Source organism: Acidovorax sp. SUPP1855, assembly GCF_030158955.1.
Taxonomy (GTDB): Bacteria; Pseudomonadota; Gammaproteobacteria; order Burkholderiales; family Burkholderiaceae_C; genus Paracidovorax.
Map to the genome: position 1 here is coordinate 1 of NZ_BQXI01000022.1, position 25,941 is coordinate 25,941.

Sequence of the window (25,941 nt, forward strand, 5' to 3'; positions counted from 1 at the left end):
GGGACTTGCTCTCGCTCAGCAGGTCCACATCCAACGCAAACAGCTCGCTCAAAGATTCCCGGCCCTGCAGGCGGCGAAACTGCAGCTGTTCTCCCAATGGCGTTTGGATCGTGACGCGGCGTGTCATCGTGGGCAGACCTTCACACAGGCTGTGGCATTGAAACGACGGTCATCATATCCCGGCATGCGAAAAGCCCTCCTCACCGGCGGCCCATCCATGGCAGCAGCAGGAGCAGCGCAGCAGGTGCTGAAAGCGGCCCCATTCGCTCATCCATTTTCCGCGCCAGCAACGCACTGCTGCAGTGCCGTTTTGCACCGGCACGCCGCCCCTCGCCGTGGGCCGGCGCTGCTGCAGCACGCTTGAATCGGAGCCGCCTGCCCCTGCAGGCAAGCAGCCCGGCTCAGCCCAGCAGCTTGAGCAGCGCGTGCGCCGCCGGCTCGGACGATGCGGGGTTCTGCCCCGTCACCAGCAGGCCGTCGGTCAGCACGAAAGGCGCCCAGTCGGGGCCCTTGGCGTACTGGCCGCCGCGCTCCTTCAGCATGTCCTCCACCAGGAAAGGCACGATCTTGGTGAGTTGCACGCCCTCTTCCTCGGTGTTGGTGAAGCCGGTCACCTTGCGGCCCTGCACGAGCGGCTGGCCGCCCACCGTCTTGGTGTGGCGCAGCACGCCGGGCGCGTGGCACACCAGGGCCAGGGGCTTGCGGTCGGCGAACGTGTTCTCGATCAGCGCGATGGAATGGGCGTCTTCCGCCAGGTCCCACAGCGGGCCGTGGCCGCCGGGGTAGAACACGGCGTCGAAGTCGTCGGGGTTGATGCCGGACAGCGGCAGCGTGCTGGCCAGGTGCTTCTGCGCCTCGGTATCGGCCTTGAAGCGGCGCGTGGCGTCGGTCTGCGCATCGGGCTCGTCGCTCTTGGGGTCCAGCGGAGGCTGCCCGCCCTGGGGCGAGGCCAGCGTGATCTCGGCGCCTGCATCCTTGAACACGTAGTAGGGCGCGGCGAACTCTTCGAGCCAGAAGCCCGTCTTCTTGCCGGTGTCGCCCAGCTGGTCGTGGGAGGTGAGGACCATCAGGATTTTCTTTGCCATGGCGGTGCTTTCAAAAGGAGATCAGAAAAAGAGGAGAAGCGCCAGCGAAAGCGCCTGCCCCCAGATGGGGCCGGCACCGCCGAATGGAAGGGGGGCCCGCGAAGAACGGGCGCGGGCGCAGACGGTGGCCCGCCGCCTATGGCGCGCGCTCCGCGGGTTGGCCGGGCCTTGCCGGGCCCGTTCAAAGCGCCGCTTCGAGCACGCGGCGGCTCACCTCGGGCGTCACGTCGCGGTGTTCGCCCAGCCGCACCATGCCGTGCGCCTCCAGTTGCGCCACCAGCGTGGCCACGCTGTCCGCGCCCACGCCGTAAGCCGACAGCCGGGTGGGAATGCCCATGCGCTCGAAGAAATCGCGCGTGGCGGCGATGGCCGCGTCGATGCGCTCGTCCTCGGTGCCGGTGCGAATGCCCCACACGCGCTCGCCGTACTGCAGCAGCTTGGCGCGCTTGGCGCCGCGCTGCGCCTGCAGCAGGGACGGCAGCACCACGGCCAGCGTGCGCGCATGGTCGATGCCGTGCAGCGCGGTGATCTCGTGGCCGATCATGTGCGTGGCCCAGTCCTGCGGCACGCCCGCGCCGATCAGGCCGTTGAGTGCCAGCGTAGCCGTCCACATCAGGTTGGCGCGATCGTCGTACACCGGCTCGGGCGCGGCCAGGATGCGCGGGCCGATCTCGATCAGCGTCTGCAAAATGCCCTCGGCGAAGCGGTCCTGCACCGCGCCGTTGACGGGGTAGGTGAGGTACTGCTCCACCGTGTGCACGAAAGCATCGACCACGCCGTTGGCCAGTTGCTGCGGAGGCAGCGTGTAGGTCTTGGTGGGGTCCAGCACCGAGAACACCGGATAGGTGTGCGGGCTGCCGAAGGCCAGCTTGGCGCCCTTGGCGCGGTGCGTGATCACACCGCCGTTGTTCATCTCCGATCCCGTGGCGGGCAGGGTGAGCACCGCGCCGAACGGCAGCGCGCGGGCCACGTTGCTGCCGCGCTTTTCCAGGATGGCCCACGGATCGCCGGCCTCGAACGGCACGGCCGCGGCGATGAACTTCACCGCATCGATCACCGAGCCGCCGCCCACCGCCAGCAGAAAGTCGAACCCGCCCTCGCGGATCTGCGCCACGGCGTTCATCGAGGTTTCATAGCTCGGATTGGGCTCGATGCCCGCGAACGTGGCGTGCTGCCGGCCCCCCAGCGCCGCCCGCACTTCGGCCAGCGTGCCCGTCTTCTCGGCACTGGCGCCGCCCACCAGGATCAGCACCTTGGCCTGTGCCGGGACCAGCCGGTCCAGGTCGGCGATGCGGCCTTGGCCGAAGGCGATGTGCGTGGGGTTGTGGAAGTCGAAATTCAGCATGGGGTTTTTCTCCAGGGGGGAAGTGATGGGTTGGCGTGGTGCGCCAGGCGCCGGAGCAGGGCCGCCGTCCCGGCCTGCGGACGGTCAAGGAGCCGCTCCGTCTCTCCTGGCGCGGCAACCTACCGGAGGTGGGGGCGAACGCCCGTTTGTAAAGCATCCACTGGCACTGGCGCTCGCCGCGGCCCGGCCAGGATCGGGGCACGCCTGCCTGGGTCGCCAGCGCCGGCGCTACCGCACGACCGATGGGAACCGCGGCACCCTCACGACGACGCCCACGCGTCGGCACGCCTGCCGGATGCGGTCTACCCAGGCCCGGGTCACGAGGTAGGTGCTGCCGCCCACTGCGTCCTCGTCGGCCACGACGTCCGTCTTCCAATGGACGGGGTTGGAGTGCGCCAGCCCTGCGGCCTCGCTGTTGGGATCTTCGCGGGACCCGCCAGGGTCGTTCGTGAAGGTGTAAATCCTGGCCCCCGTGGTCCACACCATCCAGATCGTGTCGCGCTCTGTGGGATGCGCGGCGTCAGGGGGCAGCCGCTCCTGCACGAAGCAGAACCGGTTTTCGTGCCGGTTGCGGTGGAGCTGGCACAGGAACGCCTGCAAAGTGTCGGCCGAAGCGATGTGGCCAGCCGCCGGTTTCGAGAAGGCGGAATCGACGAGGACCGGGAAAGCCTGCGGTGCAGCACCTGCCGGACCGGCACCGAACCCCACCAACGCAGCGGTCGCCAAGATGGACCGACCTGCGCGAAGCCATGCCAGCCGGGATTCGGTGGCGGGGCGCTGGCGAGACATCGAATGCATGGCGAAGCGGCGTCAAAAAAGAAAGGGCGCAGTTTAAGTGCCGCCCTGTTGCTGGATTCACCCCTTGCCCATGCGAACGCCCACGCGCCGCTGGGCACCCGCCGCGATCGGCGTCGCCCTCAATCCAGCTTCACCCCCGCCGCCTTGATGATCTCCCCCCACCGCTTGGCCTCCGCGCGGGCCATTGCGCGGAACTGCTCGGGCGTGCCGCCCAGGGGCTCCATGCCGAAGTCCTGCATGCGCTTGACCACCGGCGGGCTGGCCAGGGCCTTGTTGACCTCGGTGTTGAGGCGGGTCACCAGCGCGGGCGGCAGGCCGGCGGGGCCGAGCACGCCCTGGAAGGCATAGACCTCGGTATTGGGCACGCCCGCCTCGGCCAGCGTGGGCACGTCGGGCAGGCCAGGCACGCGCTTGGCCGAGCCGATGGCGAGCGCCCGCACCTTGCCGGCCTGGATCACCGGCAGGCCGGCGGCCAGGTCGAGGAACATGCAGGGCACCTGCCCGCCCATCACGTCCTGCAGCGCAGGCGCGGCGCCGCGGTAAGGGATGTGGGTCAGGAAGGTCTGCGTGCGGTTCTTGAACATCTCCATCGCCAGGTGGTGCGGCGAGCCGTTGCCCGGCGAGGCGTAGTTGAGCTTGCCCGGGTTGGCGCGCGCGTAGGCCAGCAGGTCCTTGACGGTCTTGGCCTCGAAGGCCGGGTGCACCACCAGCGCGAGCGGAAAGCGGCTCAGGCCGGCGATGTAGGTGAAGTCCTTTTCCGGGCTGAACGGCAGCTTGCTGAACAGGTGCTCGTTGTAGGCCAGCAGGGCGTTGTCGGCCGACATGAGCGTGTAGCCGTCGGGCTTGGCGGTGGCGACCATCTGCGCGCCGATGTTGGTGGAGGCGCCGGGGCGGTTGTCCACCACGATCTGCTGGCCCAGCGGGCCGCGCAGGGCCTCGGCCACGGTGCGAGCCAGCACGTCGGTACCGCCGCCGGCCGGGTACGGCACGACCCAGCGGATCGGCTGACTGGGGTAGTCGGACTGGGCCTGGGCCGCCCAGGGCATGGCGGCGCCGGCGGTGGCGCCAGCGGCGGCCAGGGCGTTTTTGAGCAGGGTTCTGCGGTGCATGGTTTTGTCTCCTTCAAGGGGATGGTCGGGGGAAAGGGATGCGCCGGTGGGCATCCGTGTTTTTCTATTTGCTACTACTTTGATAGCGATATGCCCTAGATTTCATTGCGCTGGGGCCTGATCTGGCTTGGAATCATTTCCAGCCCCGCGAGGCGGTGCGGCTTGCGGCACCGGCGCGGGGAACACCACGCGCTGCACGCGAAAGCCCTGCTGCGCCATCAGGGCCGGCAGCCCCTGGGGACCCGCCATGTGCAGCGCGCCCACGGCGGCGAACACGCGGTGCCCGGCGTCATGGGCGGCGGCGATGCCGCGGGCCATGCCGGGGTTGCGGGCGTCCACCATCTGCCGGTATTCGGCCTGCTCGGCCTCGCTGGCGAGGCACTCGCACCATTGCGAATAGGTCTGCAGCACGTTCAGGCGCCCGTCGGCCCAGGCCCGAGTGAGCCTGGTGATGGAGCGCTGCGCCTGCCCGCCTTCGAGCTGGTCGAGCGCCGCCCCCACGGCGGCCGCGGTGCGGACCGGGTCGTCGGAGGCCAGCAGGCGGATCTGCTGCTCGGGGGTTTCCAGTGCCACGATGGGCTTGGCCGTCGCACGGGCCATGCCGGCGATGACGGCGTCGATGCCGTAGGCCAGGTCCACGCCCGATCGGCGCGCCGACTGCCCCACGAGCGTCACGGCCTGCAGCTCGGGCCGCAGGCGGGCGATCGCCGGCGCCAGGCAGGCGGCGTCCACCTGGGCGGCGAGGCGGGCGGCCAGGGCTGGCGGCAGCGGGGGCGCACCGGGCGGGGCCACCATGGCCGCCTGCAGGGCCTGCATCACGGCCGGGTCCAACAGGTCGAGTTCGAGCGCCACGCGGTCCGAGGCCATCACGGCCGCGCGCACCGTTGGGCCGGGGAACATCCAGCCGCGCTCGGCTGCGTGCACGGTGCCGTAGAGCCAGCTGGTGCGCCCGTCCTTGTCGATGCGCCACAGCAGGCCACGGTCGCGCGCATGGCGCAGGGCCTGCGGCATCTCGGCCGGATCGAAGGGGGCCGCCTCGGGCGGGCAGGAGCGCGGGGCACCGCGGCCATCGTTACTGGCGGCACTCGCGGGGGCAGCGGCTGGCGCGGCCATGGCCGGCGTCTGCTGCGCCAGCAAGGCGCCCGGCAGCAACAGCCACGCCGCCAGCGCGAGCCGGGCCAGCCCCGCGCGGGTCGTCATTGCGGGGCCGCGATGTTCTGGTCGATGGCGCCGAACAGGCTCTGGCCGGCCTTGTTCTTCATCTCGATGCGGATGGTGTCGCCGAACTTCATGAACTCGGTGGAGGGCTTGCCGTCCTGGATGGTCTCGATGCAGCGCTTTTCGGCGATGCAGCTGTAGCCCTTGGGCCACTCGGTGCGGCCGTTCTGCTCCACACCGCGGTTGCTGACCGTGCCGCTGCCGATGATGGAGCCCGCGCGCACGTTGCGCGTCTTGGCCACGTGGGCGATGAGCTGGCCGAAGTGGAAGGTCATCTCGGGGCCGGCATCGCACATGCCGACCTTGCGGCCGTTCCAGGTCGATTGCAGCGTGAGGTTCACGCGGCCCTGCTCCCAGGCGTCGCCCAGCTCGTCGAGCGTGATGGCGACCGGGCTGAACGCGGTGGCGGGCTTGGACTGGAAGAAGCCGAAGCCCTTGGCCAGTTCGGCCGGGATGAGGTTGCGCAGCGAGACGTCGTTGGCCAGCATGACCAGGCGGATGCCGTCCAGCGCCTGCTCGGGCGTGGTGCCCATCTTCACGTCGCCGGTGACGACGGCGATCTCGGCCTCGAAGTCGATGCCCATGGCCTCGCTCGGCACGACCACGTCGTCGCGCGGGCCGATGAAGTCGTCGCTGCCGCCCTGGTACATCAGCGGGTCGGTGTAGAAGCTCTCGGGCACCTCGGAGTTGCGCGCTTTTCGCACCAGTTCGACGTGGTTGATGTAGGCGGAGCCGTCCGCCCACTGGTAGGCGCGCGGCAGCGGGGCCATGCACTGGGTGGGATCGAAGGGGAACGCGTGCGGGGCGCGGCCGGCGTTGAGCTGGTCGTACAGGTCCTGCAGCTGGGGCGACAGGAAGCCCCAGTCGTCCAGCACCTGCTGCAGGCGGCTAGCGATGCCGGTCGCATAATGGGCCGTGCCCAGGTCGCGGGAGACGACGACCAGCTGGCCGTCGCGGGAACCATCTTTGTAGGTGGCGAGTTTCATGGGGCTCAGACCTCTTGTCTTCCAACGCACCGGCGGCGGGTGCCCGGCACGAATTACGAATGGTTAAATTGATTTAACTAAACAAAACTCTGGAAATTCTAGTGCAGATGGACAAGGAACGGGCAGGCATACAGTCGGTGGAAGTCGGCTTCGCCCTGCTGGAGGGGCTGACCCGGTCGCGCGGACCGCTGATGCTCAAGGACCTCGCGGCCACGGCCGGCATGAGCGCCGCCAAGGCGCACCGCTACCTCGTGAGTTTCCAGCGCCTGGGGCTGGTGGCGCAGGACCCGGGCACCGCACGCTACGACCTGGGACCGGCCGCCCTCAAGCTGGGCCTGGCCTCGCTCGCGCGGCTCGATGCGATGCGCCTGGCGCGCGAGCGCATGCCCGCGCTGATGGACACCATCGGCCACACCCTGGCGCTGGCCGTATGGGGCAACCGGGGCCCGACCATCGTGCACTGGGAGGAATCGCCCCAGGCCGTGACCGCCAACCTGCGCCTGGGTGACGTCATGCCGCTGCTGGCCTCCGCCACCGGCCGCTGTTTTTGCGCCCACCTGCCGCGCGAGGCCACGGCCGCGCTGCTCCAGGAAGAACTGGCCCACGCCGCCAAGCTGGGCCGCACCGATCTGCCCACCGACGCCGCCGCCGTCGACGCCCTGCTGGCCGAGGTGCGCGAGCGCGGCGCGGCCCGCGTGGTGGACACCCTGCTGCCGGGCATCGTCGCGTTCTGCGCCCCGGTGTTCGACGCCGACGGGCACCTGGCCCTGGGCATCACCACGCTGGGCTCGGTCGCCACGTTCGATCCCGCCTGGGGCGGCGCCATCGACGCGCCGCTGCGCGCCGCCGCCCAGGCGCTGTCGCGCGACCTGGGCCACGGTTGCGCATGAGCGGGCCGGGGCCACGGGCGGGCCGCGCCGGCGCTGCAGGCCGGCGTCCGGCCACCGCCGCGACGATCCTGTCGTCCGGGCACTGAATCCATGCCGCGCCGCGTCCTCGTCCTGCTGACCCTGCTGGTGCTGGCCGTGCACGCCTGGGTGCTGGTGGGCCTGCCCCTGGGCGGCGGACAGGATCGCGGCGCGCCGGTGCGCATGGCCTTCCACACCCGCACCGTGGCGCCACCGCCCCCACCCGAGCCGCCCGCCGCGCCACCGCCGGCCGAAGCCGCTCCCGCCCCTGCGCCCACCCCGCCCGCTGCAGCAGCCCAACCCAGGCCCCGGCCGGCCCCCGTGCGCAAGCCAGCGCCCCCTGCGCACGCGCCATCGATGCCCGTTGCGCAGGAAGCGCCGCCGATGCCCCCGGGCGAGGCCTCGGCCACGGCAGAGGCTCCCGCCGCAGACACCACGGCCATGGCATCGGCTGGAACCGCCGTGCCGGAGGACGCGGCCTCCGAGACAGCCACAGCGCCCGAGCAGGCCGCCTCCGCTGCGTCCAGCCCTGCATCGGCCGCAGCCGCCTCGCCCACCGCAGCGGCATCTTCCCCCACCGACAGCGCCCAGGACAGCAGCGCCGGCGTGGACATCCGACCGCCCGGCGCCGGCGCCAACACGGCCAGCACCACGCCGCCGCCCGCCCGCCTGCCCGATCCGGTGCGCCTGGAGTTCGAGGTAAGCGGCCAGGCCAAGAAGTTCAACTACCGCGCCAGCGCCGAACTGCTGTGGCGCCACGACGGCGCCCGCTACGAAGCCCGGCAGGAGATCAAGGCCTTCCTGATCGGCGCGCGCTCGCAGACCAGCACCGGCCAGGTGACCGCCAGCGGCCTGCAGCCGGAACGCTTCGGCGACAAGGCCCGCAGCGAGCAGGCCGCGCATTTCAACTTCGGCCAGAGGCGCGTGACCTTCAGCGCCAACACGCCGCAGGCCGCCATCGACGCCGGCGCGCAGGACCGCCTGAGCGTGTTCATCCAGCTGGGCGCCCTGCTGGCCGCCGCCCCCGAGCGCTACCCCGACGGCACCCAGATCACCCTGACCACCGTGGGCGCGCGCTACGCCGACCGCTGGACCTTCACCGTGGAAGGCACCGAGATGCTGGACCTGCCCCGCGGCGCCACCCCCGCGCTCAAGCTGCAGCGCCTGCCGCGCAAGGAATACGACCAGAAGGCCGAGCTGTGGCTCGCGCCGTCGCTGGGCTTTCTGCCGGCGCGCATCCGCATCACGCAGTCCAACGGCGACTTCGCCGACCTGCGCCTGAGCGCCAACGCGCCGCCCTGATCGCGGCTTGCGGCGCGGCGAACCGCCCGAGAACCTGTGCGGTTTCGCCCACATGGGCGTGGGACAGTGCGGTTACTTCGCGGATCAGGCCGCCCGCGCACAGGATTCATGAAATACTGTTTTCACGCAGCCGGCGGGTTTTCACCGACCACCGAAAGCGCCAGGGCTTGAACTTAGCGACCTGGGTGGCCATCTGACAGCAACACACCGACAGAGGAACACCATGCACATGCTCTATGACTCCGAAACCTTCGTGGTGGTCCACATGCAGCCGGATGCCGCCGCGGACGGCGCCCCCAAAGGCTGGCCCACCCCGCCCCAGCTGGCGCGCCACGGCTTCGAAATCGTGGACAAGCGCTCCGGCAAGGAGGTGTACCTGGACGGCTCGTGGGCCGAAATGTTCCAGCAGCAGATCCTGGCCTGGCAGCGCGACACCCCCACGCAGGAAGAAGTCGAGGACACGCTGGACGGCTACGTGGGGCTGGCACAGAACCCGGTGGTGGTGCACTGACCGCTGGCAGGTGAAAAGGCCTGTATGGCCCATCGACCATCTAGAGCCATCAACCAAGCTGCGACCTATTGCTTCAGTTCAATCAACGCGCTCGCCTGCATGCTGCCGAAGCCACCGGGTGCCTGACGCCGTGATCCGGTAGCGCTGGTTTTTGCTGTTCGGCTTGTCCGGCATGGTCCTTTCCACCAGGCCCGCGGCCAGAGCGGGCAACAGGTAGGCCTTGCGGAAATGCTCCGCATGCTTGAGGCCCACGGCGTCCATCAACGACGCACGGGGCATCTCCCCCTGCAGAACCCCGAGAAGCCTCGTGACTTCCGCGGTGACTTCCGCGGTGACTTCCGCGGTGACTTCCGCGGTGATCGGTTGGGCCAGCGGGTGCACCGGCAATCGCACCACGAACGATAACCGCTCGTCGTCGGTTTCGAACACCGGTTCCGGTGATCCATTCGCACGCATTGCCTTGAGAATTTTCGGGATGCCCGTGGCGCGGCCTTCCGTGAGCCGAAGCTCCTTGAGGAACTCACCGATGCGCCGGTTGCGGTAGCGCCGGCTGACGGCACGGCCTGTCCGCAGATCCTCCAGCCGCACCGACCGATCCGGCCCCGGGTAACTCAGCACCACCAGTTCATCCGGGCCGATGCGGACCTCCACCGGATCGTGGCTCTCGTAAGTGCGGTGGTACACCGCATTCACCAACGCCTCCTCCACCGCCGCGAACGGGAAATTCCAGGCCCGAGTGGCCTCGGCCCGCTGGGGGTGCTTGGCCACCGTTTCGTGCAGGTAGTTGCGCTGCAGGTAATCGAGCGCCTCGCGAACCATGCGCGACAACGGGCCCTGGAAAGACTTCTCGACGATGACATCCCCGCCAGTGCCTTGAGGAAACGCCACCACATCCACCTGTGCGCCCGGAAAGAAATCCGTGGGTGCCTCGTTGAAGAACAGCAGCCCCACGTTCTTGGGCCAGGGCGACTCGGCAGGCCCGCCCACCACATTCATCTGCCGGCCCAGCGCTTCGACTGACAGGTCGGCCGCATCAGCGGCCAAGGCACTGTCCACCTCCTGCAGGAATGCCTGCATCAACGGCTTGGACAGCGAAGCCACCGTGGTTGCCTGACAAAACCGGTCGTCCCAGGGCACTTTGGCCGTCAGGCTCAGCAGCTCCTGCTCCGCCTCGCCCTTGGCCTGCACGGTGCTGCTGTAGCGGCGGATATAGGGGTACCAGACCTTGTGCCTGGCCGTCACCGCTTCCGGCACTTTGTAGGGCCGGTTCTGCCCGCCGGGCGCCCACAGCACCACCAGATGGCGGCCTTGCACGACCTCCAGGCTCAGTACGGGAAAGTAGGGCGGCTGCATCAACTGGCATGCGGCCAGCAGTTCCCGCTGAATCTTGTCGAGTTGATTCGCCGCCAGCCCCTTGGGCGGAAAGACGGGCTGGCCGTTGGCATCGCAGTCCTGCCCGATCACCACATAGCCACCACCCAGGTTTTCGAAGTCGTTGGCAAACGCGCATAGCGTGCGAAGGATGGCATCGGGATTCCAGCCCTCCTTGTATTCGATCCGCTCCCCCTCCACGGTGCGCTGGTGCAGCAAATCAAGCAGGTTGATGGGCAGCTTGGGTGGCGTGGGCTGGAGCATGGTGCGGGCAATCTAGCATGGGCGTTCCGGAAGCCTGCCGGCCCTTCAACCGGCCGACGCATCTCCCGGGTAAATCCACCGATACAACGGCGCCACCAGCAGCAGCACGGCGATCAGCCGGCACACCTGGAAGGCCGTCACCACCGGCACGCCCAGTTGCAGCACCTTGGCGGTGATCGACATCTCGGCGATGCCGCCGGGGGCCGAGGCCAGCACCATCGTCACCCAATGCATCCCGGTGGCCCGGGACAGCGCCACCGCGAACAGGGCGCACACGGCGAGCAGCACCAGCGTGCCGATCGCCACCGACCCCAACCAACGCGGCGCGGTATGCAAAAAGCCGGGGCGAAAGCGCACGCCCAGGCTGACGCCGATCACCAGCTGCGCCGCATTGACCAGCGCCTGTGGCACGGCCGACAGCGTGATGCCCGCCATGGCCAGGCCCATCGACACCAGCAGCGCGCCCATGAACCAGGGGTTGGCGCGGCCCAGGCGGTCCATCGCCAGCGCGCCCAGGCCGGTGAGTCCGGCCAGCAGCGCCAGGCCCTGCACGTCCACCACGCGCACGGCGGGCGGCAGCAGGTCCAGGCCGTGCAGGCCGCTGAACTGCAGCGCGAACGGAATGGTCACCGTCACGATCACCAGCCGCAGGCTGTGGCTGGCCGCCACGAGGTCGGTGCGGGCGTGTTCGCGCTCGGCCAGCAGGGTCATCTCCGAGGCCGCGCCGATGGCGCCCGAAAAATAGCTGGTCGCGCGCACCACCGGCGCCGGGACGCCCTGCAAATGCGGCGCGTGCACGCGGTACAGCCATGCGCCGAACAGCCAGCCCCCGAACAGCGCCCACGCCACACCCAGCGCGATCGCCCACCACAGCCCCGCCACCAGCGCGGTGACCTGCGGCGTGAAATACAAACCCAGCACCGCGCCCAGGGTCCACTGCCCGGCATTGCGCAGGCGCCGCGAACTGGCCGTGGGCACGCCGGAGATGGACAGCAGCGCGGTGGCGACCAGTGGACCGATCATCCAGGGCAGGGGCGTTTGCAGGGCCAGGCACACCACCGCGGCCGCAAGGGCCAGGGCCAGGGTGAGAAGGATGCGGGCAGGTGGAAAAGAGAGCATCGGCGGGCGCGGAGCGGCGAAATCCAGGGGAGGGGAAAGTATCGCCCGCGCGGCGCCGGCCCCCTTCCCGCACCCAGGATTGCGATGAAAAAGGCCGAATGCCCTAGTACTCATTGCCCTCGATGCTATTTAATTAATAGCAAACCAATCCGCCAGGGTCAGAAGGGCCGGGCCGCGGGGCGCAGCGGTTCGCCCGGGGCCGCGGCCCCGGGCCGGGCGAGGGCGCCCAGCGCGCCGGTCAGCGAGGGGTACCTGAACACATAGCCCTCGGCGAGGGCGCGCCGGGGCACCGCGTGCTGCCCGCAGAGCAGGAGTTCGGACATCTCCCCCAGTGCAGCGCGCAGGGGCCACGCCGGCATCCGCAGCAGGACCGGCCTGCCGAAAGAGGCCGCCATCGCCGCAGCGAACCGCGCCTGCGAGGGCACGTCCGGTGCCACGGCATTCACGGGGCCGGCCATGCCGGGGCGGGACAGGGCGTGGCAGACCAGGCCCACCGCATCGTCGCGGTGAATCCACGGCACGCGCTGCCGCCCGCTGCCGAGCACGGCGCCGAGTCCGACCCGTGCCGCCCAGGCCAGCGGCGAATAGGCCCCGCCCTGCGGCCCCAGCACCAGGCCCATCCGCAGGCAGACCACCCGCACGCCCAGAGCCTGTGCCGCGCCTGCCGCGCGCTCCACCTGGGCGCACAGGTCCGACTGGAAGCGCCCGGGCTGCGGCGCGCCGCGTTCGTCCAACGGCGTGTCCGCCGCGGGCACGCCGTAGAAACCCACGGCCGAAGCCCCCACCAGCACGGCGGGCGGACAGTGCAGGCGCTGCATCAGCCCCAGGAGCTGCCGGGCCGTCCCGACCCGGCTCTCGACCATTTGCCGGCGCCGCGCGCGGGTCCATGGCCGGCCCAGGACCGGCGCGCCGGCGAGGTGGACCACGGCGTCGATGCGCGTCTCGCCCGGGATGTCCTCCAGGCGGTCCAGCGCCCAGACCTGCGGGCCGAAGGTCGCGCGGGCCTGCAGCGGATCGCGCGTCCAGACGATCACGCGCCGGCCTTCGCCTTGCAGCCGGCGCACCAGCGCCGTGCCGATGAAGCCGGTGGCGCCCGTCACCAGCACCGCGGGCCCGTGGGCGGCAACGGGCAGGGGTTCAGCGGATGGCACGGCCGCCCGCAGCCGCACGACGGCGAACGCATTGCGCACGCTCCAGGCCAGCACCACCACGGCCGCCACCGTGAACAGCCAGGACCAGGCCCCGTGCCCGACCCGCACCACGCCGGTCGGCAGGGCCGCGTGCGCCGCGAACAGGGGCGCGATCACGCCGACCAGCACGCCATAGCTCACCGCCAGCAGCGTGTGGAGCACCCGCTCGGCGGGGGGCAGGCGGCGGCTGCGGTCCTCCTCCAGGAAGTCCGCCGCGGTGATGACGATCTCCACCGCCAGCAGGGCCGTCGGCAGCAGCACCCACCAGCCCTGCCACTGCACCCAGGCGAACCCCAGGAAGAGCACGCCGTAGATGGCCTCGCGCGCCGCGTGCAGCAGCAGCTCATGGCGGGCCGAGGTTCGCTGCGGCAGGCGGGCGGACCACTCGTGGTGCCAGAGGTTGTCGAACGCCCCCATCAGGGCCTGCACCGTCAGAACGATGAAAACGATGTCCATGGAATCACTCCTCGGGATCGGTGAACACACCGGTTTGAAAAAACGTGCAGCCCCACAGCGGGTGCGCCATGTCCAGGGTGAAGCGGAACGTGCCCGGCCCTTCGTCGCGGTGCTCGACCCGGCACCGCCCCGGCGTGAGCCCATCGGGAATGGGCACGCAGAACGCGCCCAGCGCCAGGAAATACCGGCGGCTGTAGAACACCAGGGCCCCGTCCTCCACCACCACGTCGAGCGCCATGGACAGCCCGCCGCTCGTGCGCTCCTGCAGGCCGCCGTCCGGGCCGCGCAGCTTGGTCGAGCGCACGACGGCGGCGTCGCGCCGCCCCGGCAGGCGAAGGTGGCGCTCCCACACGACACCGCCGCGGGCGTCGCAGTGCACCCGCACCTCGGCGGGCACGCCGGTCTCGTCGGCATCCAGCAGCGGCCCGCCCAGCAGGCGCGAGGCCCAGGCAAAGCACCGGCCCATGCGGGACCGCCGGACGTCCAGCGCGCCGCTGTAGCGCACCGGCGCATGGCCTGCCGCGAAACGGCGGCGGATCGCGGGCGAAAGCCGGTGCCATTGCGCCGCGCCCAGCAGTGCGGCCAAGTCCAGGGGCGCCGGCATCTCGGCAGGGGCATGGCCATCTGCATAGGCATCGGCATCGCGGGTCAGAAGGAGGGGTGTGGCGATCTTCATGCCTTCTGTATTGCAGGGCACGTGCCAGCGCACAGACCGTTGATTTCAAACGGTTTTTTAATCCACCTGTCAACGCGGTAGACAGCTGCGGCGGGCGCGCTGTCGACACGGTTTACAGTGCCGGATGGCCATTCACATCGCGCTCGCCCTGGCATTCGTTCAGACCCTGGCCCTGTCCGGCGTGCTGTGGCTGTGGGCCCAGCACGTGGCGGGCGCCCGGCTGCTGATCGTCTTCCTGCTCGGCGTGGGGCTGTGGATCGTGGGCAACGAGCTGCCCAACTGGGCCGGCATCGGCACCGCGCCCTTCGCCATGGCCCTGCTGGCGACGGTGCCCATCACGTCCGCGGCGTTCTTGCACTTCTGCGCCATCTTCACGGCCAGCGGCTGCGGCCCTGGGCCTTGCGGGTGGCCTACGGCGCGGCGTGCGGCGCGACCGCGCTGTCCTGGTGGGTGCCGCCGGGCGCGTTCGAGCACTTTCCGCCGTTCACCGGCGTGCAGTGGGTGGTGGTGCCCAATGCGGCCGGATGGACCACCAGCCTGGTCTGGGCCACCTGCGCGAGCGCGGGCCTGCTGGTGCTGGCCAAGGCCTTCTGGCAGACGCGGGTGGCCACCGAACGCCGGCAGATCGCAGCCGTGGCCCTCTCCTGCGGCTGGGGGCTGATGTGCATCTCGGGCTACGCGTTCGCGGCCCTGCGCATTCCCCAGTACCCCTGGCAGGTGCTGGCTTTCCCCGCCTACCCGCTGATCCTGGTCTACGGCATCCTGCGCTACCGGGTCTTCATGGCCAACGCCTGGGCGCGGCGGGCCCTGGCCTGGGCGATCGTGCTGTTCCTGGGCCTGCTGGCCGTGCCGCTGACCTTGCTGCTGCCGGTGGAGTCGCGCTGGCTCACCTCCGCCGTGGTGGCCGCCACCTGCCTGGCCTGGAGCGGGCCGGTGCGCCGGCTGGCCGAGCGCCTGGTCTACCCCGGAGGCACCCCGACGGCGCACGACCTGGGCACCTGGCGCGGCGCGCTGTCCACGGCCCAGTCGCTCGGCGAACTCTCGTCCATCGCCGCCTCGCTGCTGTCCCAGCGCATGGGCGTGGCCGTGCGGGTGGTCACGGGCCCCTCGCTCGCCCCCGATCCGCACACCCCCACGGTGCACTGCCGCAAGGACGGCGCCCAGTGGCAGGCCCGGCTGCACGGCTTCGAGCAGGCGCCGCCGGGGCAGCGGCATCTGGCGGAGCTGTTCGGCACCGTCCTCGTGCAGGCGGCGGGCCAGGTGGAAAACGCCGCGGCCGCAGAGCAGCGCGAGCGCGAGCGGCAGCTGCAGGCCCGCCTGGCCGAACTGGGCTCGCTCGCGGCCACGGTCGCGCACGACCTGCGCAACCCGCTGAACGTGATCGCCATGGCCACGGCCTTTTCACCGGCCGAGGTCCGCAAGGACGTGCAGGAGCAGATCGCCCGCATCTCGCGCCTGGCGGAGGACCTGCTGGACTACGCCAAGCCCTGGCAGATCGAGCCGCGGGCCATCGACCTGTCGCAGCAGGTGCGCCAGGCGATCCGCCACGCCCCGTCCGTGGAACTGGGGCCCGGGCTGGACAAGCCCTGCCCCGTGCACGCCGACCCCGCGCGGCTGGACCAGGTGCTGGCCAACCTCCTCACCAACGCCCAGGCCGCCGCAGGCCAGCGGCGGGTTCACGTGGATGCCGAGTCGGGCGATGACGGCCTGCGGCTGCATGTCTGCGACGACGGGCCCGGCATTCCCGCCGAGCTGCGCGAGCGGCTGTTCCAGCCCTTCGCCTCGCGCAGCCCGGGCGGCACCGGGCTGGGCCTGTCCATCGTCGCGCGCATCATGGCCGCGCACGGCGGCACGGCCGCACTGACCGAGCGCCCGCCCTGGCGCACCTGCTTCACCCTGACCTTTCCTCCCCACCGACCATGACCGCTTCTCCCTCCCTGGGCCACATCCTGCTAGTGGACGACGAGCCCGCCTACCAACGGCTGGGCAGTTCCTTCCTGCGCGAACTGGGCCACCGGGTCACCGTGGCCGGCAGCGGCGAAGAGGCCGCCTGGGCCTTCGGACAGGACCGCGCCCACGTGGTGCTGCTCGACCTCGCCATGCCGCCCAGCATGGACCCCGAAGCGGGCCTGGAGCTGATCGGGCAGTTCGCGGGCTCGGTCGTGGTGGTCCTGAGCGGCCACGGAGACCGGGAACTCGCCCTGCGCGCCGCCGAAAAGGGCGCGTGGGACTTCCTCACCAAGCCCATCGACCCGGACATGCTGCGCTTCGTCGTCTCGCGCGCCATGCACAAATCCCGCCTGGACGAAGAATTGCGGGAGCTGCGCGCACGCGAGGGCAGCGAAGACCTGGGCATCGTCGGCCAGTCGCCTGCCGCGCAGCAGCTGCGCGCCATGGTGCGCCGCGTGGCCGGCACCTCGGTGAGCGTGATGGTGCTCGGGCCCACCGGCACGGGCAAGGAGCTGGTGGCCCGCGCCCTGCACCAATGCAGCGCTCGCCGGCAGGGCCCTTTCGCGATCATCCACTGTGGCGCCCTGTCCAGCGAGCTGCTGGAGAGCGAGCTTTTCGGCCACCTGAAAGGCAGCTTCACCGGCGCCCACCGCGACCAGCCGGGCCTGGTGGAAACCGCGCACGGCGGCACGCTCTTCCTGGACGAAGTGGGCGAAATGCCGCCCGCCATGCAGGTCAAGCTGCTGCGCTTCCTGCAAGAGGGCACCTTCCTGCCCGTGGGCGGGCGCGAGATGAAGAAGGCCGACGTGCGCGTGGTGTCGGCGACGCACCGCGACCTGGAGGGCATGATCCAGGATGGCAGCTTTCGCGAGGACCTCTTTTACCGGCTCAAGGGCGTGGTGATGCGCATCCCGCCCCTGGCCGAGCGGGGCATGGACGTGCCGCTGCTGGCCGCGCACTTTCTGCGCCGCGTGGCGCCGCAGGCCCTGTTCGCGCCCGACGCCCAGGCCTGGCTCGCCACGCAGCCCTGGCCGGGCAACGTGCGCCAGCTCCGGGCCCTGGTGGAGTCGGCCGGTGCGCTCATCGCCCCGGGCCACCTGCGCATCGACCTCGACCTGTTGCGGTTCGCCAGCGGCGACCTGGCGCACCTGCCGGATGCGGGCCCGGCCGATGCGGCAGCGGCCGCCCCCGACGGCGCGCTGGATGCGGCCATCTTCGAGCTGGAAACCCGCATGGTGCGGGAAGCGATGGAGGCCACCCAGGGCAACCAGTCGGAGGCCGCGCGCCGCCTGGGCATCTCGCGCGCCGGGCTGATCAAGAAGCTCACCCGGCTGGGCCTGCGCTAGCGGGCGCCGGCCCCCGGCCCTGCCCGCCCCTTACCCGCCCCTCAACCGCACGTGCCCAGGTTCCCGCACTGCGTGCAGTAATCGCAGCCGTCCTTGCGGATCACCGCGTGCGCGCCGCACTCGGGGCACTTCTTGCCGGCCATCGCGGGCGGCATGCCCATGGGCGCCTCGGGCTCGTCCAGCGGCAGCACCTGCTGCACCGGGTCCGGCACGCGGCTGGCCAGGATGTTCTGGATGGCATAGGCCATGGCGGCCACCTCGGAGTCGTGCCACAGCGGCACGCGCGTGCCGTCTTCGCGCTGGCGCGTGCCCAGGCGCACGGGGCCGCGGTCCCATGCCACCTTGCGCATGTCGCTCAGGGCGCGCTCCAGGAAGCCGCCGCGCGCGGCCAGCGAGAGCATGCGCATGCTGGAGGTGATCCACTGCTGCGATTCGCCGCTCTGCCCCACGGGCATGAAGAACTCGATGGCGCGGTCCACCGTGCCCGTGCCGCCGGCATTGGGCACCGGCAGGAACGACACCACCAGGTACAGCGTCTTGTGGCCCTCCTGCGTCCAGTACTCCACCTTCTCGGCGACGGCCGGCAGGGCGCCCTTGGGCCGGCTTTCGATCACGGTGCGCATGGGGTCGATGGGGGCTGCGGCCGATGCGGGTGCCGCTACGGGCGCGGCCGGGGCCGGCGCGGCCTCGGGCGCATGCGTTTCCAGCACGGCGCCCAGGATGGTGTTGGGCCGGTAGGTGGCCAGCCCCTTGAGCCGCGCGCGCCAGGCGGCGAGGTACAGGCCCTTGAAGTCCTCGTACGGGTAGTCGGCCGGCACGTTCACCGTCTTGGAGATCGCCGTGTCCACGAAGGGCTGCACCGCCTCCATCATGGCGATGTGGTCGGCGGCGGGCATGGACAGCGCGCTCACGAAGTAGTCGGGCAGGGCATTCACATCGCCGCCCAGCTCGCGGTACAGCCGCCAGGCGTGGTCTTCCACGGCGTATTCGCTCATGCGGCCGTCGCCCTCGCGCTTCCTGCGCTTGTAGGTCCACGAAAACGGCGGCTCGATGCCGTTGGAGGCGTTGTCGGCGAAGGCCAGGCTCACCGTGCCCGTGGGCGCGATCGACAGCAGGTGGCTGTTGCGGATGCCGTGCTCGCGGATCTGCGCCTGCAGCGCCTGCGGCAGCCGGCTGGCGAAGGTGCCGGGCGCCAGGTAGCCGGCCGCATCGAACTTCGGGAACGCCCCTTTCTCACGCGCCAGCGCCACCGACGCGGCATAGGCCGCATCGCGCAGGCGCTCGGCGATCTGCGCGGCCATGGCGCGGCCCGCTTCGCGGTCGTAGCGCAGGCACAGCATGGCCAGCGCGTTGCCCATGCCGGTAAAACCCACACCGATGCGCCGCTTGGCGGCCGACTCCGCGCGCTGCGCCTCCAGCGGCCAGAAGGTCACGTCCAGCACGTTGTCGAGCGCGCGCACCTGGGTGGCGACGCTCTGCTCGAAGGCCTCGAAATCGAAGGCCGGCGCGCCCGCCAGCCCGAATGGGTTGCGCACGAAGCGCGTGAGGATGATCGGCCCCAGGTCGCAGCAGCCGTAGGGCGGCAGCGGCTGCTCGCCGCAGTTGTGCACATACAGGCCATTCGCGTCGAAGGCGTGGCAGTCGGCCACGGTGACGTCGTACACGTCCTCGCACCCATCGGCCGCGATGGAATCCACGGTGGCGGTGAATCGCTCGCGGTTCAGCCGGCGCTGGTCGCCCGCCAGGGCGGCTTCCAGGTGAGCGGTCTTGGCGGTGTCGGCAAAGCCGATGCGATCGGCGTACACCTGCAGGTTGTCGCCGGACACCACCAGTTCGTGCTGCGCCTGCGTGGGGTAGGCCCGGATGCCGCCACGCCCGTCGGGCAGCACAGAGTGCTGCGCGGGGCGGCGGCCGGTGTACAGCGTGGAGGCGATCCCGAAGCGCAGCAGCATGCGCTGCACGGTGCGCAGCAGATCGGCATCGCTTTGCGACAGGCGCACGCTCACGCCCTTGTCCTGGGCGTCCTGCACCGAACCGTCGGCATCGAACAAACCACGCAGCAGGCCGGCGGCGAAGGCGGAGGAGCCGCATTCCATGGCCGGCGTGATCGTCTTGTGGTCAGGCCACAGGCCCATGGCGTGCGCCAGTCGCCACAGCGCCGCGCTGGCCATGCGGGCCTCCCCGCGCGTGCCGATAGGGCGCTGGAACCCGCTGAAATCCGACCGGTGGGGCAACGTGGCCGCGGCAGCTTCGGCGGCTTGCACGATGCCTGCCGCGCCGGTGGCGGCATAGGCCACGGTGCCGTTGCCCACCTGCCGCAATTGGGGTGCCCAGACCGAGATCACCGCCTTGTCGGCCTTCAAGGTGCCGTCGCCCACGAGCAGGCCGAGCAGGTAGCCCTCGGCCTCGGTGCCCGCACCGTCCCATCCGCCGAGCGCGCGGTGGTCGTGCAGCACGATCTGGTCGCCCGGCTGCAGGTCGCCGGCCGCCGTCCACTCCAGGGACTGGGCGTAGCGGGTCTGCCGCGCCACGCGGCGCACGCGGTGGTCGGGCGTGAGGCGCAGCGTGTGGCCTTCGCGCGTGCGCAGGGCGATCACGGGCTTGTGGCCGGTCTTGAAAAATCCTTCGCTTTCCGTGCGGAAGACCCGGCCGTCCACCACCGCGCCGAACCGCCGCCCGATGAGGCCGACCACCTGCGCCGGGCCGTCCGCCGTCAGCACCCAGGTGTCGGCCGTGACGCAGGGATTCGTCGCCGCGATCGCCTCGCAGTAATGCAGGTTGTTGTCGCGGTTGATCGCATCGAGGAACAGGATGCCCGGCTCGGCGAAGTCGTAGGCCGACCGCATGATGGTGTCCCACAGGTCGCGGGCCGGCACGGTGCGGTAGACCCACTGGCCGTCGGTGCGCTGCACCGCGCCCTGCGCCAGCAGCGCGGCGCCGGGGCGCGCGGGGTGCACCAGGTCCCACGGCTGGCCATCGGCCACGGCCTGCACGAAGGCATCGGTCACGCCGACCGACACGTTGAAGTTGTTCCATCGCCCGGGGGTGCGCTTGGCGGTGATGAATTCGAGCACGTCCGGGTGGTCGATGCGCAGCACGCCCATCTGCGCGCCGCGCCGCGCGCCGGCGCTCTCCACCGTGGAGCACGACTGGTCGAACACGTTGATGTAGCTGCACGGCCCCGAGGCCAGCGAGGCCGTGCCCTTGACCTGCGCGCCCTTGGGCCGGATGCGCGAGAAGTCGTAGCCCACGCCGCCGCCGCGCCGCATGGTCTCGGCGGCCTCGCGCAGGGCCTCGTAGATGCCGGGATAGCCGCCGTCGTCCATGCCCTGGATGCAGTCGCCCACGGGCTGCACGAAGCAGTTGATGAGCGTGGCCTGGATGTCGGTGCCGGCGGCGCTCATGATGCGGCCCGCCCCGATGGCGCCCGCGCGCAGGTTGGCGAGAAAGCGCGCCTCGTGCGCCGCGCGCTCGGCGGCGGGTTCCACCGAGGCCAGGGCCCGCGCCACGCGGCGGTAGAGGTCCTGCACCTCCGTCTCGCCGGGCTTGAGGTACTTTTCGCGCAGCACGTCGAGGCTGATGGGCTGCACGGGGGTGGCGTCGGACGCCACGGGGGTGAAGGGGTCGCGTTGCATGTCGCTGGGGCTTCCACGGTGCACAAGGCCCCCGTTTTACTCCGGTGGCCCGCCGCCCGGCTTGCCCAATGTCAACGAGGACGGCGAGGGTTTTTCAGAGGGTGAAAGTGCCTGGGTGTATGCACGGCAGGGCCGCGCGATGGCGCCCCTCCTGGGCGGCCGGCGCGCGCGCTGCCGCGGTTTTTTGTTTCCTGGATCGAAACGCTGTGATTCCCGCGCCGGGGCTTATGCGCCCTGGCCGTTGGCGCCATATTCAAGGCAACGTGCCCCCGGTTCCCGGTGGCACGCCTGCCCATCCCTTGATCCCCCCTCCCTTTCCAGGAATCCACCATGTCCCCCACCGCCGAACTGGCCGCCGAACTCGAAACCGCCATCCACGGGCCCGATGCCACCCCGCTGATCGAGCGCCTGCAGTGGCGCTACGCCACCAAGAAGATGGACCCGGCCCGCCAGGTGCCCGAGGAGAAGGTCGAGCGCATCCTCGAAGCCGCGCGGCTCGCGCCCACCTCCAGCGGGCTGCAGCCGTTCGAGGTGCTGCTCGTCACCCAGCCCGAGGTGCGCCAGCGCATCCAGGCCATCGCGTGGAACCAGGCCCAGATCACGGACGGCTCGCACCTGCTGGTGTTCGCCGCGTGGGACGACTACACGCCCGAGCGCATCAACGCCATGTTCGACTACACCAACGCGGTGCGCGGCTTCAAGAACGAAGGCTGGGAGAACTACCGCAACATGCTGCTGGGCACCTACCCGCAGCGCGGTGCCGAGGTGAACTTCCAGCACGCCGCCCGGCAGGCCTACATCGCCCTGGCCGCCGCGCTCATGGCCGCGGCCTACGAAGCGGTGGACAGCACGCCGATGGAAGGCTTCGACCCCGACGCGCTCGACACCCTCCTGGGCCTGCGCGCCCGCGGACTGCGCGGCGTGGCAATCGTGCCGCTGGGCTACCGCCAGGCCGACCAGGACTGGCTGGCCCCGCTGCCCAAGGTGCGCCGTCCGCGCGAGCAGTTCGTCACTGAGGTGTTATCGTCGGCGCTGGGCCGCCCGTGCCGGAAGTTCAGGGCGGTTTCAGGACATTGAGCGGTCCACAGCGTGGCGGTCTGCCTCCCGCTGCGTTGGTAAACGGTCCGCCGCACTTTCACGGGGCCTTAACGGGTCCCAAAGCGCCACTCGATGCCCCGATCCCACACCGAAAATGCTAGCAGCGGTTACTTTTTGCGAAGCCGATGTGCCTGGCCTTTGATTGTTGTCGATGGCCCTCTGAAGCAGCGATGCAGCGCCCGTGTTGCAATTGCCGACCTTGTCAGAGGTGTGCGGGGGAAGCCGCTGGAATCGCGGGGTTGCAACACTCAAGGAACTTCGGCGTTCGACATCTGCAAGAGGAGGGAAAAGCTCGGAGGGAACGCCTGTTCCGTTTCGACCCAGCAACTCATCTTGGTACAGCCGGTGGAGATCGAACTGTTGCCTGGCCTCGAGCAGAGCGGTGCTGTCCACATCGGATATCTGCCGCAAACTGACCTTATGCCCAATGTCCTTGGGCAGATTTTCAAAGGCGCGGAGATCTCTCTCTGGCGCAGCAGGCTTCGCCACCCTGTAATCGTCCGCTTTTTTGGGCCAAAGCTCCATGGTTGACATTGGCAATAGACGATAGATGGAAGATATTTCTTCATGGAGTGATGCGGGATCGGACGAATCTCCGCGCGTGCGGCTATAAGCGGCATAGAAATCCTCCCGGCTAGCAAAACTTTCACCCGCCAATCTGGAAATAGCAGCGCGCGCAGCCTCGGGTAATTTGTCTGATCCTTTGCCTCCTGACTTGTCAAGGAGACGTTTCAGCATGCTGTCATCCAGGATCACTGGTCCGCGTTTCGGGTCACCTCCGACCCCATACAAAATGGCGCCACTTTTGCGCCCTTTGCCTGGATCTCCTGCAACGACATAGCCGTGCGTAGGAAGCGCGTAGCCTCGCGTATTTCTATTCACGTAATACACGGGCACCTTGCGCAACGCTTCTACGCCTACCGATTTCACTTCTTGGAGCGCCGTGCGAAAAGCATCCCTTTCCTTGCCCAGCGGCAGCGATGGGCGCTGGCCCGGATACCGCGCATCCACCACAGCCCCACTGCCATCGGTGAGAAAGTCGATGCACGCCGTCTTGCCGCCCACGCGGCGCGTGGCCCTCGTCCAGCCATCGCCCAGATCCAGCATGGTGGCATCAGGCTGCCCTCTACCGCTTGCCATGAACTCGATAAAGGCTTGGGTCCGGGCGTTTGAGTTCCGCAATCCCAGGATCGACTGAATCTTGTGCCCGAGTCTTTCGGTCGTTTCAGTGGCTTGCGTCCAGCCCACACGGTGTCTCTCAGCATGCAGTTCACTGCGCACCCGAATGTCTATGCGGCTGGGCTCGGCGCAGGAAGATTCCTGGCTGGTTGCGCCCTCTCGTGCATCCGGTTTCGGGGGGCTGCCTAGCGATTCGAGCGAAGGGTCCGCCAAGCCCGTGGAGCGGCTGGAAACGCTGGCGGAAGAGGCCGCCGCCGCATTATGGTCATCTGTCTTGGCAGACGTGCGCGACGAACCAGGATCGGTGGCCGCGCGACGAGTAGGTGGTTGGCTCGGTATCACTGCATTCTCCTCAATGATGATGAAATGCCCAACTTGGCGAGTGTCCTCTGAGCATATGTTGCGTGACGCAAAACCAACCCTCGCCACAAGAAGCTATCGCTCTTTGGGCGAAGTCCAGGGTCTGCAATGCAGATCTGGTTTGGCGCAAGTAGTTCTCCGGCCGGGCGTCGGGTCATGAGGCCATCGGTCTAACACCACTTCGCCTATGCGCTGCCTGCGCAGGGTAGTGGCTTATCGTGCTGTTGCTACCGTCGTAGAGATCATCAAACAGCGATTTGCGCAGATCAGCATCGGTACTCTCGAACACCATGAGATTTTCATTGGAGCGGTAGTGGGACTGGCCGTCCAGGTTATAGGAGCCCGTCATCAAGACATAGGATCCGTCATTCCTTGTCAGTACATAGTTCTTCGCATGGAGGACTTGTTCATGCTCGGTGTCAAGGTGGTGCTCACGTGCCAGCCGTGCATTGGGCTCGTAATGCCTGACCGTCAGCAGGCCGCGTAATTTGGCTGTCTTCTCGGCATAAAAATGCCGCGCTGCATATTCGACCCAACTCCTTGAAGAAGGATCGACGAGAACATTGACGTTGCAGCCCTTCGACAGCGCCTCTTTGATCATTGCCAGGGCCTCGGTGCCTATTTTCTTGCCGACGATGTCAATCCTTTCACCGGCCACGGCGCTCCGAAAGATGCTGGCGATTGCTCGCCCGATGGGTTTGCCTTCGATGTGTCCGCCCGTGGAGAACATGTTCTTGTAGCCGTCCGACGGGTTCTGGACCCACAGGACCTTGTGCTGGCCTCCTTTCAGAGGAACGCCGGCTCCGTTTAAGGCGTTTTGAAAACGTGCCAGCGTGGCCTCTGCTCCTGGACCGCCCATATCGAGCGGTGAGCGGACGTCTATGTCCGCCAGTGCCTGCAAGGCTGCCAAGTCTTTCACCGGAGCCATGGAGGGAGCCCCCCCCCTCCATCTGCAGTTGCGCGCATTGGACGGCATGCCCGCCAATCAATTCATCCAGGAAATAGTGACGTTGACTGGATGCCAGTTCGGCGCTGATGGCGATGCAGCCGCCGTCCATCCACCCGTCCTTGGTCTTGTTGGCAATGCTGGCGCCCAGCGTCGCGGCCACCCCTTGGTCGTTGATACAGAATTTGTTGTGATGAGACCCTGCGGCGCCCTTCGGCCTTCGCTGCCACGAAGTAGATGCCGCATTTCACATGGCCTATGCGCAGTTCCTCGATGCGTTGCTGACGGTTATAGGTCTCGACCACCGCTGGCCATGTGATGGTGCCTGGGACGTGGCTATTGGACTTGAGCGACATGTTCGCCGTTACGTTCTGGCCGACGATCGCGGATACGACAGCATTCCTCTGAAGTTTGTTGTCGTTGTAGAGGAATACGAATTTGAAATGGCTGTCGTGCTGCTTTTTGGCCAGCGATTCCAACATTGCAAACGTGGTTGCAGACACCTGACCCGGCTCATGATCCTTGGTGGGATTGACGCTGAAAGAGGTGAGGATGGCAAACCTCTCGGCCGAGTCGATGGTCATCCGGATCAGCTTCTTCTGGCGGTCCTCACTCGACGGAATGGTGCTCAGGACGAACGCGCTGGCGTCGAAGTGGACGTACCGCGATGGCCAATGGCGAGCAAGTTCTGCATGGACCTCGTCCGTGAGCGCTCCGATGGCGGACGAGCCCGATGCAGCGCCGGGAGAAGCCGTCCTGCCCACTCCAGGGAGAGCGCTGGAAAGATCGAGACGCGCATTTCTTGGCGATGTGGGGGCCGGGTTGGAACGCGGTTCCAGCGCATAGTGGCCCAGCGCGGGAGGCTTCTGGAACTCGGGTGTAGGAAACTGCTTCTCTGGCACACTGGTATGGCGGCATGTCGATTTCTTGGCTGCATCTGATATGTGCATTCTGTAACTCCTCTGCGGTGGCATGCATGTTGGCTCCACGGCCGGGCAAGCGTCTCTCCGATGCCGAAGACAGCGTCTCGGGTACGAAGGGCAGATTCCAAAGCGAAACGCGATACCAGCCACCCGCCAGGACCACCGA

The 25,941-nt window shown here is 69.0% G+C and carries 21 protein-coding genes; 6 read left to right on the forward strand and 15 right to left on the reverse strand.

What is annotated here, in order from left to right; all coding sequences use genetic code 11:
* Positions 1 to 401: 401 nt before the first annotated feature.
* From AVMA1855_RS17855 to AVMA1855_RS17880, 6 genes are all read right to left on the reverse strand, one after another.
* Entirely contained in the window at positions 402 to 1,085 is a 684-nt protein-coding gene (locus AVMA1855_RS17855) for a type 1 glutamine amidotransferase domain-containing protein (RefSeq protein ID WP_284413653.1), read from the reverse strand.
* A gap of 181 nt (positions 1,086 to 1,266) precedes the next feature.
* On the reverse strand, positions 1,267 to 2,430 hold the full coding sequence (locus AVMA1855_RS17860) for an iron-containing alcohol dehydrogenase (protein ID WP_284426734.1): 1,164 nt from the start codon (positions 2,428 to 2,430) through the stop codon (positions 1,267 to 1,269).
* 228 nt (positions 2,431 to 2,658) lie between these two features.
* Complete coding sequence (locus tag AVMA1855_RS17865; RefSeq protein ID WP_284426735.1) at positions 2,659 to 3,228, reverse strand: hypothetical protein; 570 nt, start codon at positions 3,226 to 3,228, stop codon at positions 2,659 to 2,661.
* 119 nt (positions 3,229 to 3,347) lie between these two features.
* Positions 3,348 to 4,337: a Bug family tripartite tricarboxylate transporter substrate binding protein gene (locus AVMA1855_RS17870; protein WP_284426736.1), complete on the reverse strand. Its 990-nt coding sequence runs from the start codon at positions 4,335 to 4,337 to the stop codon at positions 3,348 to 3,350.
* Positions 4,338 to 4,439: 102 nt separating this feature from the next.
* Positions 4,440 to 5,537: a TraB/GumN family protein gene (locus tag AVMA1855_RS17875; protein ID WP_284426737.1), complete on the reverse strand. Its 1,098-nt coding sequence runs from the start codon at positions 5,535 to 5,537 to the stop codon at positions 4,440 to 4,442.
* Entirely contained in the window at positions 5,534 to 6,541 is a 1,008-nt protein-coding gene (locus AVMA1855_RS17880; protein ID WP_284426738.1) for a fumarylacetoacetate hydrolase family protein, read from the reverse strand. The genes AVMA1855_RS17875 and AVMA1855_RS17880 overlap by 4 nt, the downstream gene beginning before the upstream one ends.
* A 107-nt stretch (positions 6,542 to 6,648) precedes the next feature.
* Here AVMA1855_RS17880 and AVMA1855_RS17885 point away from each other — a divergent pair, with 107 nt between their 5' ends.
* The 3 genes from AVMA1855_RS17885 to AVMA1855_RS17895 all read left to right on the forward strand — a co-directional run bounded on the left by AVMA1855_RS17885 (position 6,649) and on the right by AVMA1855_RS17895 (position 9,262).
* Positions 6,649 to 7,431 (forward strand): IclR family transcriptional regulator, encoded by a 783-nt coding sequence (locus AVMA1855_RS17885; protein ID WP_284413672.1) that lies wholly within the window; start codon positions 6,649 to 6,651, stop codon positions 7,429 to 7,431.
* 90 nt (positions 7,432 to 7,521) lie between these two features.
* Positions 7,522 to 8,751, forward strand: coding sequence for a DUF3108 domain-containing protein (locus tag AVMA1855_RS17890; protein WP_284426739.1), 1,230 nt, complete (start codon positions 7,522 to 7,524; stop codon positions 8,749 to 8,751).
* A 223-nt stretch (positions 8,752 to 8,974) separates the two neighbouring features.
* Positions 8,975 to 9,262 carry a BTH_I0359 family protein gene (locus AVMA1855_RS17895; protein WP_272566968.1) on the forward strand — a complete coding sequence of 96 codons (288 nt, stop codon included), beginning with the start codon at positions 8,975 to 8,977 and terminating at the stop codon, positions 9,260 to 9,262.
* 78 nt (positions 9,263 to 9,340) lie between these two features.
* Here AVMA1855_RS17895 and AVMA1855_RS17900 read toward each other — a convergent pair whose 3' ends face one another.
* From AVMA1855_RS17900 to AVMA1855_RS17920, 5 genes are all read right to left on the reverse strand, one after another.
* Entirely contained in the window at positions 9,341 to 10,897 is a 1,557-nt protein-coding gene (locus AVMA1855_RS17900; RefSeq protein ID WP_284426740.1) for an RNA/DNA-binding domain-containing protein, read from the reverse strand.
* A gap of 45 nt (positions 10,898 to 10,942) precedes the next feature.
* Positions 10,943 to 12,016 carry an AbrB family transcriptional regulator gene (locus AVMA1855_RS17905; RefSeq protein ID WP_284426741.1) on the reverse strand — a complete coding sequence of 358 codons (1,074 nt, stop codon included), beginning with the start codon at positions 12,014 to 12,016 and terminating at the stop codon, positions 10,943 to 10,945.
* A 158-nt stretch (positions 12,017 to 12,174) separates the two neighbouring features.
* Entirely contained in the window at positions 12,175 to 13,662 is a 1,488-nt protein-coding gene (locus AVMA1855_RS17910; protein WP_284426742.1) for a TIGR01777 family oxidoreductase, read from the reverse strand.
* A 4-nt stretch (positions 13,663 to 13,666) separates the two neighbouring features.
* Positions 13,667 to 14,338 carry a DUF4166 domain-containing protein gene (locus tag AVMA1855_RS17915; protein ID WP_284426743.1) on the reverse strand — a complete coding sequence of 224 codons (672 nt, stop codon included), beginning with the start codon at positions 14,336 to 14,338 and terminating at the stop codon, positions 13,667 to 13,669.
* 112 nt (positions 14,339 to 14,450) lie between these two features.
* Entirely contained in the window at positions 14,451 to 14,696 is a 246-nt protein-coding gene (locus AVMA1855_RS17920; RefSeq protein ID WP_284426744.1) for a hypothetical protein, read from the reverse strand.
* A 47-nt stretch (positions 14,697 to 14,743) separates the two neighbouring features.
* Here AVMA1855_RS17920 and AVMA1855_RS17925 point away from each other — a divergent pair, with 47 nt between their 5' ends.
* On the forward strand, positions 14,744 to 16,261 hold the full coding sequence (locus tag AVMA1855_RS17925; RefSeq protein WP_284426783.1) for a sensor histidine kinase: 1,518 nt from the start codon (positions 14,744 to 14,746) through the stop codon (positions 16,259 to 16,261).
* Entirely contained in the window at positions 16,258 to 17,634 is a 1,377-nt protein-coding gene (locus tag AVMA1855_RS17930; protein ID WP_284426745.1) for a sigma-54-dependent transcriptional regulator, read from the forward strand. The genes AVMA1855_RS17925 and AVMA1855_RS17930 overlap by 4 nt, the downstream gene beginning before the upstream one ends.
* A 41-nt stretch (positions 17,635 to 17,675) precedes the next feature.
* On the opposite strand, the gene AVMA1855_RS17935 is transcribed toward AVMA1855_RS17930, so the two are convergent.
* A complete protein-coding gene (locus AVMA1855_RS17935) occupies positions 17,676 to 21,269 on the reverse strand; it encodes a ribonucleotide reductase barrel domain-containing protein (protein ID WP_284426746.1) in 3,594 nt (1,197 codons plus the stop codon).
* Between the two features lie 330 nt (positions 21,270 to 21,599).
* Here AVMA1855_RS17935 and AVMA1855_RS17940 point away from each other — a divergent pair, with 330 nt between their 5' ends.
* A complete protein-coding gene (locus AVMA1855_RS17940) occupies positions 21,600 to 22,346 on the forward strand; it encodes a nitroreductase family protein (RefSeq protein ID WP_284426747.1) in 747 nt (248 codons plus the stop codon).
* Here AVMA1855_RS17940 and AVMA1855_RS17945 read toward each other — a convergent pair.
* The 3 genes from AVMA1855_RS17945 to AVMA1855_RS17955 form a co-directional block, all read right to left on the reverse strand.
* On the reverse strand, positions 22,335 to 23,615 hold the full coding sequence (locus AVMA1855_RS17945) for a type III effector (protein WP_284426748.1): 1,281 nt from the start codon (positions 23,613 to 23,615) through the stop codon (positions 22,335 to 22,337). The two genes, AVMA1855_RS17940 and AVMA1855_RS17945, sit on opposite strands and share 12 nt — an antisense overlap.
* Before the next feature lie 445 nt (positions 23,616 to 24,060).
* Positions 24,061 to 24,834, reverse strand: coding sequence for a phospholipase D-like domain-containing protein (locus tag AVMA1855_RS17950; RefSeq protein WP_284426749.1), 774 nt, complete (start codon positions 24,832 to 24,834; stop codon positions 24,061 to 24,063).
* Between the two features lie 62 nt (positions 24,835 to 24,896).
* The gene (locus tag AVMA1855_RS17955) at positions 24,897 to 25,802 is read right to left on the reverse strand and encodes a hypothetical protein (protein WP_284426750.1); all 906 of its coding nucleotides are present in this window, start codon (positions 25,800 to 25,802) and stop codon (positions 24,897 to 24,899) included.
* Between the last annotated feature and the right edge of the window lie 139 nt (positions 25,803 to 25,941).

What these genes read in the sequence shown, in the direction of transcription:
- AVMA1855_RS17935 (WP_284426746.1), bottom strand. Translation starts at nt 21,269, where the DNA reads ATGCAACGCGACCCCTTCACCCCCGTGGCGTCCGACGCCACCCCCGTG.
- AVMA1855_RS17875 (WP_284426737.1), bottom strand. Translation starts at nt 5,537, where the DNA reads ATGACGACCCGCGCGGGGCTGGCCCGGCTCGCGCTGGCGGCGTGGCTG.
- AVMA1855_RS17905 (WP_284426741.1), bottom strand. Translation starts at nt 12,016, where the DNA reads ATGCTCTCTTTTCCACCTGCCCGCATCCTTCTCACCCTGGCCCTGGCC.
- AVMA1855_RS17900 (WP_284426740.1), bottom strand. Translation starts at nt 10,897, where the DNA reads ATGCTCCAGCCCACGCCACCCAAGCTGCCCATCAACCTGCTTGATTTG.
- AVMA1855_RS17865 (WP_284426735.1), bottom strand. Translation starts at nt 3,228, where the DNA reads ATGCATTCGATGTCTCGCCAGCGCCCCGCCACCGAATCCCGGCTGGCA.
- AVMA1855_RS17860 (WP_284426734.1), bottom strand. Translation starts at nt 2,430, where the DNA reads ATGCTGAATTTCGACTTCCACAACCCCACGCACATCGCCTTCGGCCAA.
- AVMA1855_RS17870 (WP_284426736.1), bottom strand. Translation starts at nt 4,337, where the DNA reads ATGCACCGCAGAACCCTGCTCAAAAACGCCCTGGCCGCCGCTGGCGCC.
- AVMA1855_RS17940 (WP_284426747.1), top strand. Translation starts at nt 21,600, where the DNA reads ATGTCCCCCACCGCCGAACTGGCCGCCGAACTCGAAACCGCCATCCAC.
- AVMA1855_RS17890 (WP_284426739.1), top strand. Translation starts at nt 7,522, where the DNA reads ATGCCGCGCCGCGTCCTCGTCCTGCTGACCCTGCTGGTGCTGGCCGTG.
- AVMA1855_RS17910 (WP_284426742.1), bottom strand. Translation starts at nt 13,662, where the DNA reads ATGGACATCGTTTTCATCGTTCTGACGGTGCAGGCCCTGATGGGGGCG.
- AVMA1855_RS17885 (WP_284413672.1), top strand. Translation starts at nt 6,649, where the DNA reads ATGGACAAGGAACGGGCAGGCATACAGTCGGTGGAAGTCGGCTTCGCC.
- AVMA1855_RS17930 (WP_284426745.1), top strand. Translation starts at nt 16,258, where the DNA reads ATGACCGCTTCTCCCTCCCTGGGCCACATCCTGCTAGTGGACGACGAG.
- AVMA1855_RS17955 (WP_284426750.1), bottom strand. Translation starts at nt 25,802, where the DNA reads ATGCACATATCAGATGCAGCCAAGAAATCGACATGCCGCCATACCAGT.
- AVMA1855_RS17855 (WP_284413653.1), bottom strand. Translation starts at nt 1,085, where the DNA reads ATGGCAAAGAAAATCCTGATGGTCCTCACCTCCCACGACCAGCTGGGC.
- AVMA1855_RS17915 (WP_284426743.1), bottom strand. Translation starts at nt 14,338, where the DNA reads ATGAAGATCGCCACACCCCTCCTTCTGACCCGCGATGCCGATGCCTAT.
- AVMA1855_RS17895 (WP_272566968.1), top strand. Translation starts at nt 8,975, where the DNA reads ATGCACATGCTCTATGACTCCGAAACCTTCGTGGTGGTCCACATGCAG.
- AVMA1855_RS17950 (WP_284426749.1), bottom strand. Translation starts at nt 24,834, where the DNA reads ATGGCTCCGGTGAAAGACTTGGCAGCCTTGCAGGCACTGGCGGACATA.
- AVMA1855_RS17880 (WP_284426738.1), bottom strand. Translation starts at nt 6,541, where the DNA reads ATGAAACTCGCCACCTACAAAGATGGTTCCCGCGACGGCCAGCTGGTC.